The organism is Spirulina major PCC 6313 (genome assembly GCF_001890765.1).
Classification (GTDB): domain Bacteria; phylum Cyanobacteriota; class Cyanobacteriia; order Cyanobacteriales; family Spirulinaceae; genus Spirulina; species Spirulina major.
The window spans coordinates 95,218-108,105 of sequence record NZ_KV878783.1; the positions used below are offsets into that span (position 1 = coordinate 95,218).

9 protein-coding genes are annotated in these 12,888 nt (G+C 56.9%); 6 read left to right on the plus strand and 3 right to left on the minus strand.

Annotation, left to right across the window (positions count from 1 at the left end; all coding sequences use genetic code 11):
* Positions 1-37: 37 nt before the first annotated feature.
* Positions 38-1,282, minus strand: a complete 1,245-nt coding sequence (locus SPI6313_RS00680) for an FIST signal transduction protein (protein ID WP_072619264.1) — start codon at positions 1,280-1,282, stop codon at positions 38-40.
* Positions 1,283-1,606: 324 nt separating this feature from the next.
* Between SPI6313_RS00680 and SPI6313_RS00685 the strand changes: the two genes are divergently transcribed.
* From SPI6313_RS00685 to purF, 6 genes are all read left to right on the plus strand, one after another.
* Positions 1,607-1,834, plus strand: coding sequence for a Calvin cycle protein CP12 (locus SPI6313_RS00685; protein WP_072619265.1), 228 nt, complete (start codon positions 1,607-1,609; stop codon positions 1,832-1,834).
* 122 nt (positions 1,835-1,956) lie between these two features.
* On the plus strand, positions 1,957-2,553 hold the full coding sequence (locus tag SPI6313_RS00690; protein ID WP_072619266.1) for a DUF3177 family protein: 597 nt from the start codon (positions 1,957-1,959) through the stop codon (positions 2,551-2,553).
* 63 nt (positions 2,554-2,616) lie between these two features.
* Entirely contained in the window at positions 2,617-4,428 is a 1,812-nt protein-coding gene (gene lepA, locus SPI6313_RS00695; RefSeq protein WP_072619267.1) for a translation elongation factor 4, read from the plus strand.
* Positions 4,429-4,483: 55 nt separating this feature from the next.
* Positions 4,484-4,930: a secondary thiamine-phosphate synthase enzyme YjbQ gene (locus tag SPI6313_RS00700; protein WP_072619268.1), complete on the plus strand. Its 447-nt coding sequence runs from the start codon at positions 4,484-4,486 to the stop codon at positions 4,928-4,930.
* Between the two features lie 110 nt (positions 4,931-5,040).
* Positions 5,041-7,341: a phosphoribosylformylglycinamidine synthase subunit PurL gene (gene purL / locus SPI6313_RS00705; protein ID WP_139276416.1), complete on the plus strand. Its 2,301-nt coding sequence runs from the start codon at positions 5,041-5,043 to the stop codon at positions 7,339-7,341.
* A gap of 189 nt (positions 7,342-7,530) precedes the next feature.
* Positions 7,531-9,015: an amidophosphoribosyltransferase gene (gene purF / locus SPI6313_RS00710; RefSeq protein ID WP_072619270.1), complete on the plus strand. Its 1,485-nt coding sequence runs from the start codon at positions 7,531-7,533 to the stop codon at positions 9,013-9,015.
* Positions 9,016-9,154: 139 nt separating this feature from the next.
* Here the strand turns inward: purF and SPI6313_RS00715 are convergent, their stop codons facing one another.
* Together SPI6313_RS00715 and SPI6313_RS00720 are read right to left on the minus strand one after the other, a co-directional pair.
* Entirely contained in the window at positions 9,155-10,411 is a 1,257-nt protein-coding gene (locus tag SPI6313_RS00715) for a GTP cyclohydrolase II (RefSeq protein ID WP_072619271.1), read from the minus strand.
* Positions 10,412-10,755: 344 nt separating this feature from the next.
* A complete protein-coding gene (locus tag SPI6313_RS00720) occupies positions 10,756-12,720 on the minus strand; it encodes a CHASE2 domain-containing protein (protein WP_072619272.1) in 1,965 nt (654 codons plus the stop codon).
* Between the last annotated feature and the right edge of the window lie 168 nt (positions 12,721-12,888).

The following is a 12,888-nucleotide window of genomic DNA, read 5'->3' on the forward strand; positions in this document are numbered from 1 at the left end:
TAGCTTGTACTGTCAGGGCGCAGCCGTAACCCACCGATTAAGGGGTGGGGCGGATCAGTCCGAAGACGGAGGTGTAGCCATGGAGGAAGGTGGTTTTGCCGACGGGGCCGATTTCGCCGTTGCAGAAAAAGCCACCGATGGGGATCGTGCCGAAATAGCGCTGAAACAGTTGGGAATCAAAATTGGCTTGGCCGTACAGCCCTTCACCGCGACCGAGGCAGGAAAACAGGAGAGCACCAGCGGGGGCGACTTGGGGGGAGCGGGCGAGATGTTCTTGGAGGTGGCCTTCGAGGTCGTCGGCGGAGGTTTTCGCGTCGCGGAGGTGGAATTGGATGCGCTGGCCAATGCGGACGCGATCGCCGATCGCGATCGCTCCCTGTTTCGGATCAACCCCTAACAGATTGCGAATCAGAAAATCCCCCCGCCCCAACTCCCGCTTAAACACATCCCGCACCACGCCGATAAACAGGGAATTTTGGGCCAAGGTGCGATCGCTCTCTTCGAGGCTTTCGATCAAGTCTCGCAGCAAATCCAGCGGGGCGCGAATCGTGGACGCATCTTGGGTGGACAGTTGCAGGAGAATGTTGCGATCGCCCGCTTCAACGCGATACACCTCCCCGATCGGACGGCAGCCCTGGGCCACAATCGTATCGAGGCGGATCTTGCCACTGAGGGCCACCCCCACCGTCCCTTCCCGCAGCAGCCCCAAATCCGGCGCATGGGGCGCATCAAAAAACAACCCATTGGGAACCCCCATCATCCCCGCACTCGCCAACCCCCCCAACTTCACCGCCGCCGGATAGGCAAAATCCAGCCCTTCGAGCACATCGGTAATATTGGCCTGCATTGGGTCCGCCAACAAAATAAAATCCGGTTGGGTCTGGGGGTCAACCCCGACGCATTCAACCCAGGCCTGGGGCGGACTGTCGGGATCGGGTAATTGGGCAGCGGGTAAATAAAACGGATGCACCGTCACCCCGGAAAAAACCCCCACACATAAACTTAAGGCCGGGTTTTGCTCCACTTCTTGGGCATGACCATCGGCATCAGTGCCAATCACGCCGCCGCCACCACAGCCAATCAGGCAGCCCATGGGCAACGCCTCCCGCAGGAGGGGGACGAGGCGGGGGTATTCGCTGGCGTAGGCAGAGGAGATAAACACGATCCCCAAGTCAGGGCTTTTTGATAATGATCCCCGCAGTTGTTCCACCACATCCGCGATCGCACCTTCTAAAGAGGGACAGGTAGAAAACGCATTCAACCATTGAAAGGTCTCGATCATCACGTTAGCCTCACGAACCTGAAAACACGGACTGCCTTGGGATTAAGCACAGTAAACTGTCTCAAGTATAGAGAAGTGTTGCCAAACTCCAAAGCCTAATCCGCCCCCACCCTGACGAAATCAGCAGGCGATCGCCACATCCTTAAATAAACCGATCAACCCAGTCGCGAACCGAAAGGGATTCGCTAATATGGTCAATGAACCATAAATGACCGTTCAAAAACGCCTAATCCTAGACTCAGAACCCGGAGATGTCGCTCAGAGCGATTCTGTTTTAGATCTCCCTAGTCTTGTACGATCAGCGACAATATATTTAGAGGACTCATGAGCAACAATATCGACACGAAAATTGAACAAGAGCGCGAAAACGCTCGCAATGTGTGCAGCACCGAAGGGTCAACCTCCGCTGAATGTGCTGTCGCGTGGGACTCCGTTGAAGAGTTGCAAGCCGAAGCCGCTCATCAGCGTTCCACAAAGCCCAAAAAGAACTCCTTAGAGCAGTATTGCGATGACAATCCCGATGCCGCAGAATGCCGCATCTACGATGACTAAGCCAGCCTCACCCTGCTGGTAACCCCAGATCAACGCAGCGAGTTCCCCCCTCGCTGCTATTTTTTTGGAATCAACACCCTCTAAAATGATGGGGCAGCAGTTGGAGCGCAACGAAATTAAGTATGCAAGATGAGATTTGGCTACAGCCTTGGATCTGGCTTGATTACAAGCTGGCGGTACTCTTCACCGTGATTGTGCCCTTAGTGTTATTCATTTGGTCACTGTTGAAGCGACAAGCTGCTCTGACTCGCTTACTGGTGATCTATTGGCGCGTGGCGAGTTTGTTGATGATTACGGTGTACCTCTTGATTCCCGGTTGGCCGGTGGGGTATTTAACCGGATTTTTGGCGCGGCTTTTGATTCCGACCGCCCTATGGTTTTGGGCGGATTTAAACGAAGATATTGCCGACCAGCCCCCCAACCCCTTTAAGCTAGCCCTGACGGGATGGCGGTGGGCGGTGTCGGTCTATTGTGCGATCGGAACCTTTGCCTCGATTCCGTTCCTCTCCTGTGCCTTTTCCCGTGCCGCCCTCAGTACTCCCTTTTGTCAGGTGTGGCGTGAACCTCCGGTGCTCTATCGGGAATGGTTCCATGCCAACTCTCAACCGGGCTTTTTGGGGTTTCTCGGCGCGGTGGGCTTGACCATCTACGCGCTCTACTTTGGCTCGTTCATGATTACCCGCCTCGGCAAGCGGGGCCGATCGGCAATGGAGCAATAGTCAGAAGAGGAGACGCAGCGCGTTAAGATTAAGAGACGTTAAGCTCTACGCGCTTGCACCACTATGACCCACGTTCCCACGTCCCGCATTCGCAATTTTTCGATCATTGCCCATATTGACCATGGCAAGTCAACCCTCGCCGATCGCCTCTTGCAAGCGACGGGTACGGTTGAGCAGCGCAAAATGAAGGAACAATTCCTCGATAGTATGGACTTGGAGCGGGAACGGGGGATTACGATTAAGCTCCAGGCAGCGCGGATGAACTACACCGCCAAGGATGGCCAAGAGTATGTGTTGAACTTGATCGACACGCCGGGCCATGTGGATTTTTCCTATGAGGTGTCGCGATCGCTGATTGCCTGCGAAGGGGCGTTACTGGTGGTGGATGCCTCCCAAGGGGTCGAGGCTCAAACCCTGGCGAATGTCTACCTCGCCCTCGAAAGTGATTTAGAAATTATTCCCGTTTTAAACAAAATTGATCTGCCGGGGGCGGAACCAGAACGGGTGCTCGAAGAAGTGGAAGAGGTGGTGGGTCTCGATTGTACGGGGGCAATTATGGCCTCGGCGAAACAGGGGATCGGCATTGATGAAATCCTCGAATCTATTGTCCATCTTGTGCCGCCGCCTCCGGATACGGTGGATAAGCCGCTGCGGGCGTTGATTTTTGATAGTTATTATGACCCCTATCGCGGCGTGATTATCTATTTTCGGGTCATGGATGGCACAGTGAAGCAGGGCGATCGCATCCACCTGATGGCCTCCGGGAAACAATACGACATCGATGAATTGGGTGTATTGTCTCCCACCCAAGTTCCCGTGGAAGACCTCCACGCCGGAGAAGTGGGCTACATTTCCGCCGCGATCAAAGCCGTGGCTGATGCCCGCGTCGGCGACACGATTACCCTGGCCAGCGAACCCGCCGCCGAACCTCTCCCCGGTTACGCCGAAGCGAAATCCATGGTCTTCTGTGGCCTGTTCCCCATCGACTCTGACCAATACGAAGACCTGCGCGAAGCCCTCGAACGCCTCCGCCTCAACGATGCCGCCCTGGCCTATGAGCCGGAAACCTCCAGCGCCATGGGCTTCGGCTTCCGCTGTGGCTTCCTGGGTCTGTTGCACATGGAAATTGTCCAAGAACGCCTCGAACGGGAATACAACCTCGACCTGATCACCACGGCCCCTTCCGTGGTCTATCGCGTCACGACGATTAAAGGGGAAGTGCTCGAAATTGAAAACCCCAGCCACCTGCCGCCGCCCCAAGCCCGCGAAAAAATCGAAGAACCCTATATTCACCTCGAAGTGATTACCCCCGAAGAGTATGTGGGGACGCTGATGGACTTGTGCCAGACGCGCCGGGGTGAGTTTAAAAATATGCGCTATTTCACCAGTAAGCGCACGACGTTAATTTATGAAGTGCCCCTGGCGGAAATTGTCACGGACTTTTTTGATCAACTCAAGTCGCGATCGCGCGGTTACGCCAGCATGGAATATCATGTCATCGGCTACCGCACCAATCACCTCGTGCGCCTCGATGTGATGGTGAACGGTGATCCGGTGGATTCCCTGGCGATGATTGTCCATCGGGATAAGGCCTATGGCGTGGGGCGGCTGATGGTGGAAAAACTGAAAGAACTCATCCCCCGCCATCAATTTAAAATCCCCTTACAAGCGGCGATTGGCTCGAAAGTCATCGCCAGCGAACATATCCCCGCCCTCCGTAAAGATGTCCTCGCCAAATGCTACGGCGGCGACATTTCCCGGAAGAAAAAGCTCCTGCAAAAGCAAGCCAAAGGGAAAAAACGGATGAAGTCTATCGGCACGGTGGATGTACCCCAAGAGGCGTTTATGGCCGTGCTCCGCATTGATAATAATTAATCGTGTTCTGTGTTGACTGAATTTTGAATGCGATCGCCCTCTATGTTCAACCACCATGCCCACCCAAACCGCCCCCCTCCTCCATCAACAAATTCTCACCGTCCAAACCCAAGGTAAAACCCTCCACGACATCACCCGCCAAGTAGAGCAAGTTGTGGCCGATTCCGGCATTGTCACCGGCCTCTGTGTGGTCTTTGTGTGCCACACCTCCGCGAGTTTGATCATCCAAGAAAACGCCGACCCCGACGTGCTGCGCGACCTTAACCACTTTTTCGCCAAACTCGTCCCCGAAGATGGCCGCAGCTACATCCACTCCGCCGAAGGCCCCGACGATATGCCCGCCCACATCCGCTCGGCGATCACCAAAACCTCAGAAAACATCCCGATCAGCAACGGCCGCTTGGTGTTGGGAACCTGGCAAGGACTCTACCTCTGGGAACATCGGCAACGCAGCCATCGCCGCCAAATCGTGATCCACAACAGCGGCTTGGGTCGCACCTAAACCATTAGGCAACCCCCTCCACGGATTCAAAAATCAATCGATCAAATCGGAACGAACGGTGCATAATCCGCTACGGTTAACAGTGATCCGTTATGCTGCTTTGCCATCCTATGTTCACCCCTGACGAAATTGCCGCCGAAGGTTTGAAACCCTCTGAATATGAAGAGATTGTCCAGCGTCTCGGTCGCCATCCCAACAAGGCCGAACTGGGGATGTTTGGGGTGATGTGGAGTGAACATTGTTGTTATAAAAATTCGCGGCCCCTCCTGTCGCAATTTCCCACCACGGGGCCGCAGGTGCTCGTGGGGCCGGGGGAAAATGCGGGCGTGGTGGATTTGGGCGACGGGCTGCGCTTGGCGTTTAAGATTGAGTCCCATAATCATCCCAGTGCGATCGAGCCGTTCCAAGGGGCGGCGACCGGGGTGGGGGGGATTCTCCGGGATATTTTCACCATGGGAGCGCGACCGATCGCAATCCTCAATTCTCTCCGCTTTGGCTCCCTCGAAAGTCCCCGCACACGCCGCATCTTTAGCGGCGTTGTCGAAGGGATCGCCCATTACGGCAATTGTGTGGGTGTGCCGACGGTGGGGGGCGAGATTTATTTTGACCCGGCCTATAGTGGCAATCCCTTGGTGAATGCGATGGCGTTGGGGTTGATGGAGACCGATGCGATCGTTAAGTCGGGGGCTGCCGGGGTAGGGAATCCGGTGCTGTATGTGGGATCGACGACGGGGCGCGATGGCATGGGCGGCGCGAGTTTTGCCAGTGCGGAATTAAGTGATGCGTCAATGGACGATCGCCCCGCCGTACAGGTGGGTGATCCGTTCTTAGAAAAGTCCTTGATTGAGGCCTGTTTAGAAGCCTTTAAAACCGGGGCGGTGGTGGCGGCCCAGGATATGGGCGCGGCGGGGATCACCTGTTCGACCTCGGAAATGGCGGCCAATGGGGGTGTTGGTGTGGAATTGGATCTTGACCGCATCCCCGCCCGTGAACCGGGAATGGTTCCCTATGAATACCTGCTCTCGGAATCCCAAGAGCGGATGCTGTTTGTGGCGGAAAAAGGGCGTGAACAGGAATTAATCGATATTTTTGAGCGCTGGGGCCTCCATGCGGTGGTGGCGGGTCAGGTGATCGAAGAGCAGGTTGTGCGCATCTTCCATCAGGGCAGTATCGCGGCGGAAATTCCCGCCTCCGCTCTCGCAGACAATACCCCGCTCTATCACCATGAATTGATCAGCGAACCGCCCGCCTATGCCCAAGCCGCTGCCCAATGGACGGTGGATCAATTGCCGGACTGTTCCCATGAAGGGATTGAGATCAACGGGGAGATGATGGGCTGGAATGAGGTGTTGATGCGGCTGTTGGAAGTGCCGTCGTTGGCCTCGAAGCATTGGGTGTATCAACAATATGATCACCAGGTGCAAAACAATACGGTGGTGATGCCGGGGGGAGCGGATGCAGCGGTGATTCGGTTGCGATCGCAACTCGACGGCCAACCCACCCAACGCGGCGTTGCGGCCACCACGGACTGCAACCCCCGCTATGTCTACCTCAACCCCTACGAAGGGGCGAAAGCCGCCGTCGCCGAAGCTGCCCGGAATTTAAGCTGTGTGGGGGCTGAACCCCTGGCGATTACTAATAACCTCAACTTCGGCAGTCCCGAAAAATCGACGGGTTACTGGCAACTGGCCCACGCTTGCCGGGGGATTGCCGAGGCCTGCCGCGAGTTGAATACTCCCGTGACGGGGGGGAATGTGTCCCTCTATAACGAAACGTTTGACAGTGACGGCAGCCCCACCGCCATCTATCCCACCCCGGTAATTGGGATGGTGGGGCGCGTCGATGATGTGACGCAAGTGTGCGGCCAAGGGTGGCACCATGAAGGCGATCGCATCTATCTGTTGGGGTCCCAAGCGCCGCGCACCCTCGGCGGTTCGGAATACCTCGCCACCATCCATCACACCGTTGCCGGCCAGCCCCCCGTCGTGGACTTTGACCACGAGCGGGCTGTCCAGGCCACCTGTCGCGAAGGGATTCGGCGCGGTTGGGTGCGTTCGGCCCATGACTGCGCCGAGGGCGGTTTGGTGGTCGCCCTGGCGGAATGCTGCATTAGTGGGCATTTTGGGGCGGTGATGCGCCTGGAGCATCCGGTGCAGCGGTGGGATGAATTCCTGTTTGGTGAGGCTGCGGGGCAAATTTTGGTGTCGGTGCAGTCGTCGAAACATGAAGAATGGGAAGACTTTTTGCGATCGCGCCTCGATCAAAATTGGAGCATGATCGGCCTCGTCACCCTCGCCACCTTGCAAATTCTCACCCCCGACAACACCTATGCTTTGGCGATTCCCGTCCAACGGTTACGCGATCGCTGGCTCAACGCGATCCAATCCCACTTCCCCACAGCCAAGTCTTAATCCCCCTCCCTCGGTAAATTCGCCCATTGTTTGTCACCCCCTCTTAAGGGAAGATTAAGACATATTAAGGTTAGAATCAGCGTACCGCGACCTCAACGACAGAGAGGCCGCGATCGCGAGTGATAGCACCTCGCCACCCATTCCAGAACTCTAGGTTTTTTGGCCCATTCAAGGAGCAACACCACCATCATGTTTCCCCATCCCTCCGATGCTATTGATGAGCAACAGTCCCTCACCCGTTCCCCTGAACACCCCGACAAGATGGAAGAAGCCTGCGGGGTGTTCGGTGTTTATGTTCCCGGTGAAGCCGCCGCCAAGCTCGCGTACTTCGGACTTTATGCCCTGCAACATCGGGGCCAAGAATCCGCCGGTATCGCTGCCTTCGACGGGGAAAACAGCACCTGCTACAAACATATGGGGCTGGTGTCGCAGGTGTTTAATGAAGACATCCTCGACGACCTCAAAGGCGATCTCGCCATCGGCCACACCCGCTACTCCACCACCGGATCGAGCCTTGTGGTCAATGCCCAGCCTGCCGTAGTGGAAACGCGCCTCGGTAGCTTGGCCCTCGCCCATAATGGCAACCTCGTCAACACCGCCGAACTCCGCGCCGAACTGACCCGCCGCAATTGTGAATTCATCACCACCACGGACTCGGAAATGATTGCCTTAGCGATCGCCGACGAAGTCAACCAAGGCAAAACCTGGCTCGATGCCGCCATCAGTGCCTTCAAACTCTGCCAAGGTGCCTACAGCCTCGTGATCGGCACACCCCACGGCTTCATGGGCGTGCGCGACCCCAACGGCATCCGCCCCCTCGTGATCGGCATCCTCCCCGGCAGCCCCAACCGCTACGTCCTCGCCTCAGAAACCTGCGGCCTCGATATCATCGGCGCGGAATACCTGCGCGACGTGGAACCCGGCGAACTGGTGTGGATCAACGACGAAGGCCTCGCCTCCTTCCATTGGGCCGCCAAACCAGAGCGTAAACTCTGCGTTTTCGAGATGATCTATTTCTCCCGCCCCGATAGCCTCGTCCACGACGAAACCATCTACAGCTACCGTAAGCGCCTCGGCCAACAACTCGCCCGCGAAACCCACACCGACGCGGATCTTGTGGTCGCCGTCCCCGATTCCGGCGTTCCGGCTGCGATCGGCTATGCCGAAACCTCGAAAATCCCCTACGCCGAAGCCCTGATCAAAAACCGCTACGTTGGCCGCACCTTCATCCAACCCACCCAAGTCATGCGCGAAGCCGGGATTCGGATGAAACTCAACCCCCTCAAGGATGTCCTCGTCGGTAAACGGGTGATCATCATTGACGACTCCATTGTGCGGGGAACCACGAGCCGCAAACTGGTGAAAGCCCTCCGCGATGCAGGCGCGATCGAAATTCACATGAAAATTTCCTCCCCCCCCGTCACCCATCCCTGTTTCTACGGCCTCGATACCGACACCCAAGACCAACTAATCGCCGCAACCAAATCCGTCGAAGAAATCGCCGCCCACATTGGTGTCGATAGCTTGGCTTATCTCAGTTGGGAAGGGATGCTATCGATGACAGGCGACGACCCGAAGCATTTCTGTTCGGCCTGCTTTACGGGTAATTACCCCATCGACATTCCCGAAAACATCAAACGCGCCAAACTGATCCTCGAAGAAGTGAAGGCTTAAGCCTGTCCCCCCCAAACCTCTCCCCCTCTCCTCGTAACTTGGCTCTGCCAAGTCATGTCCAGCGCGATTCTTTAGGGTTGGTCGTAGGGACTTCACGGGCCAATGAAGGGTTCTCCGGAACCGACGATACAGGTAGCGATTAATAATCCTGGAGGGTGCGGCCGCTGATGGTGTTGAGGGTGTCGGGGGTGGGGGTTTCGCTGTCGGTGTAGTAACCGGCGGCGGTTTTGGCGGCGATTTCGACGCGGGCATCGTCGGGGATGTAGTGGTCGGGGATGGGGACTCGTTCGATGATTTTGATGCCTGTTGAGGCGATCGCATCATATTTCAGGTTACTCATTGACACCCAGCGATCAATGCGGGTGATGCCGAGCCAATGGAGCACATCGGGCATGAGTTCCTGAAAGCGCATATCCTGAACCCCCGCGACGCATTCCGTGCGGTTGAAATAGGCATCGGCGCGATCGCCCCCCGCTTGACGTTTACGAGCGTTGTACACGAGGAACTTCGTCACCTCGCCCAAGGCCCGCCCCTCCTTGCGATTGTAGACAATCACCCCTGCGCCCCCGGCTTGGGCTGTGGTGATACAGACTTCAATGCCATGGACAAGATAGGGGCGACAGGTGCAGATATCCGAGCCGAACACATCCGAGCCATTGCATTCATCGTGAACTCGCACCGCCACGGGCCGCGCTGGGTCTGCGATCGCCGTCAAATCTCCCAACACATACACCGTCATCCCGCCGATGGGGGGTAAGAAAATCTCTAAATCCGGGCGCGTTACCAATTCCGGAAACATGCCCCCGGTTTGCTGAAAGAGCGATCGCCGCAGCACCGCCGTTTCCACCCCTAAGCGTTGCGCAATCCCCGGCAAATACCACACCGGATCGATCGCCACCTTCGTCACCGCCAAACTCCCCCCGGTTTTGACGATCGCACCATCAACGCAGATGTGACCCTGAGTCACCATCGCCTGAATTTCCGGGAGGTTGATTTGGGCTTTTGTGATCGCGATCGTTGGGCGAATATCATAGCCCTTGGCGATCAACTTGCTGTAAACCTCATCCACCACCGCCCCAAAGGGATCAAGGGACACAATCTTTTCCGGGTTGCTCCAACTGGGATAGGGGCCCACGGGCACAATCGGCGAGGTGTGGGTCAAGTCTGCACGATGATCCGCCTGGAGGGAGCCACTCGCCACCGCCAACGCCCGATAGACCGCATAGGAGCCGGAATGAGTGCCGATGACGTTGCGGTGAATTTGATCGGTTAGACTGCCAATTACCGGCCCCCGCTGCCCTGGATCAGGGTTGCCCCAATGGATAGGGAGGGGTTTATTTTTGGTGCTGGGGTGGGAGGTGAGGACGATGTGCTGAGACTTGCGCGGCTTGTTCATAGGGCCTCGGAGTACCTACCGTCTAGGGGCGAATTTTTTAAGGCCTGATTCTAACAAATCCCACTGCGGCCGACGGTGAATCGGGTGCGATCGCACTCTAGCCCCCTGTAGAGAATTCACGATCTAGTCTGAGTGACCCTTGGGGGAACGTTGAGATGCGTTTCCCGACGGTATCCTCTCGCCGCAACGTGATCCGATTTGCTAACGACAGACGGAGGCCACTATCACCGGTGCGTGTGCCTTGATAGTAGCCGCGCAGGGTTTGAACACCGCCAAGGGTGAACCCTTCCGAGGCAAGGAGGGGCCCCTGTGAATTGGAGCTTGTCTTGAAAGAGACAACCCCTTTAAAGGACGGCTTCTTCGGGGATGCGATGCTTAACGACGCGAAAGACTTCGATCATCTGTTGCTTGCCTTTGAGGGCGAGGGGGCCCCAGCCTTCCACCTCGAAGCGATCGCCTAAATATTGGAGGGTTTCTTTGGCAATCAGGACGCGGCAATCCGTGGGTTGGCGGTGTTTTTCGCAGGATTCAAGGCGAGAGGCGGTGTTGACGCTATCCCCCAATACGCCGTATTCAAGGCGGTCTTTGCCACCGAGGGAGCCGACGACGACAGGGCCGGTAAAAATGCCGATCCGCATTTGAATATCGGGGAGGCCTTGGTCATGGTTGCGTTGGTTGAGGGCGGTGAGGCGATCGCTAATGGCCAAGGCACAATACACCGCATGTTGGGCATCGAGTTCCACCTCGGCCTTTTGAATCCGGGACAGGGGCACGCCGAAAATGGCCAGCACGCCATCGCCGGTAAATTTATTGACAATGCCCTCACGGGACAGGACTTCGGAGGTGATTTCACCCAAAATATCATTGAGCCAATCGAGCAGTTCTTCCGGCTCCATTTTTTCTGAGACGGTGCTAAACCCTTTGATATCGAGGAAGAGAATCGTGGCAGTGAGGCGAATCCCCGGCAGTTTCCCGGCTTTGAGGAGTTTATCGCGGCCTTGCCAGAGGGCTTCGGCAATTTCCGGGGAGGTGTTTTGACCGAGCAACTGCATGACGATTTGGCGGCGGCAATGGTCATCGTAGGATTGATAGGTGACGATCAAGGCGGCTGTGAGCAACACCCCCAGGACGGGGGTGATGATCGGTATCCACAGGGATTGTGTGGCGAAGAGGGCGAAGCCACCGCCGAGGATGAGCACGATGCCGCCGCCGATGCAACTGATGAGCAGGATGGGGTGTCGGAGTCGCCAGGCAACAATGCTGCTGAGGAGGGCGCTGGCGATGAGGCTGACCACTTCGGCCCAGGCGGGCCAAAACCGAAAGAGGGGGCGATCGCCTAAGGCCGCATCAATAATCTGACTCACCACCTGGGCATGAATCACCACGCCGGGAACCTTGCCATCCCCGGAGAGGTTGACACTGTGGGGCGTGGGCTTGCGATCGAGCAAACTCGTGGCACTGCTGCCGATCAGGACGATGCGATCGCGCACCAACTCCGGATCAACCTCGCCCGCCAACACCTCACTGAGGGTCACAGTGGCGATCGCCTCCTCCGCCCCCCGATAGTTCAAAAGCATCTGATATCCCCCCGCATCCGCCTGCTCATAGCCCCCCGACGTAGGCGTTAGCTGCAAAAACGGCGCATCCCCCAACTGCACCGTATTGGCATAACGCGAACTCTCGATCGGCTCAATCCCCTCCACCGCCAAATAGCGCAGGGCCAACTGCATCCCCAACGCCGTCCCCACCCCTCCATCCGGTCGCGGCAAATAGAGAAACGCCCGCCGCACCACATTATCCAAATCCGTCGGCAAATTATTAAACCCCACCTGTTCCGACGGTGAGGCAGGCGGCGGCGGCACAGCCTCCAACGTCCCCACCGGAATCGTCTCAATCGCCACCACATTGCTAGCTTGGAGTTGTTCTGTCAGTGCCTCTGATCCCGGCTCGACCGCAAACTCCCGATACAGATCCAACCCAATCACACGGGGTTGCTGCGCCTGTAAATTACGGAGCACCTCTGCCAGCACCGCATCCGTCAGCGGCCAACGCCTTTGGGCTTGAATATCCGCCTCGGTGATGGCCACGACGGTGATCCGTTCATCGGGCGGCAGTTCCGGAGACTGGCGCACCATCAGGTCATACATCGCCAGTTCTAGCCGCTCTAACCCCCCGATCGCCCTCACCCCCAACAGGCTCCCCGACACAATCACCACAGACACCACAGCAACGTTAAAGCCTGTCCAATCCGGCAATCGCTCTTGAATACGGCTGAACAGTGGGGGCAATTTTGAGAGTTGGCGTTCCATAGGGAGGAGGAAGGAGGGAGATGTCGTCACAATGCCGGGAAGACTGACCGTTCAGCCGCTTTTTTCTCTACGCACCCCATAAATTGAAATCAGCCGTCTATGATATGAAAAGTGACAAAACTTAAAAAAAATTTACTCTTGGTACAACATAACAACTCAAGGACCCTT

What these genes read in the sequence shown, in the direction of transcription:
- purF (WP_072619270.1), top strand. Translation starts at nt 7,531, where the DNA reads ATGTTTCCCCATCCCTCCGATGCTATTGATGAGCAACAGTCCCTCACC.
- SPI6313_RS00720 (WP_072619272.1), bottom strand. Translation starts at nt 12,720, where the DNA reads ATGGAACGCCAACTCTCAAAATTGCCCCCACTGTTCAGCCGTATTCAA.
- SPI6313_RS00680 (WP_072619264.1), bottom strand. Translation starts at nt 1,282, where the DNA reads ATGATCGAGACCTTTCAATGGTTGAATGCGTTTTCTACCTGTCCCTCT.
- SPI6313_RS00690 (WP_072619266.1), top strand. Translation starts at nt 1,957, where the DNA reads ATGCAAGATGAGATTTGGCTACAGCCTTGGATCTGGCTTGATTACAAG.
- SPI6313_RS00685 (WP_072619265.1), top strand. Translation starts at nt 1,607, where the DNA reads ATGAGCAACAATATCGACACGAAAATTGAACAAGAGCGCGAAAACGCT.
- SPI6313_RS00700 (WP_072619268.1), top strand. Translation starts at nt 4,484, where the DNA reads ATGCCCACCCAAACCGCCCCCCTCCTCCATCAACAAATTCTCACCGTC.
- SPI6313_RS00715 (WP_072619271.1), bottom strand. Translation starts at nt 10,411, where the DNA reads ATGAACAAGCCGCGCAAGTCTCAGCACATCGTCCTCACCTCCCACCCC.
- lepA (WP_072619267.1), top strand. Translation starts at nt 2,617, where the DNA reads ATGACCCACGTTCCCACGTCCCGCATTCGCAATTTTTCGATCATTGCC.
- purL (WP_139276416.1), top strand. Translation starts at nt 5,041, where the DNA reads ATGTTCACCCCTGACGAAATTGCCGCCGAAGGTTTGAAACCCTCTGAA.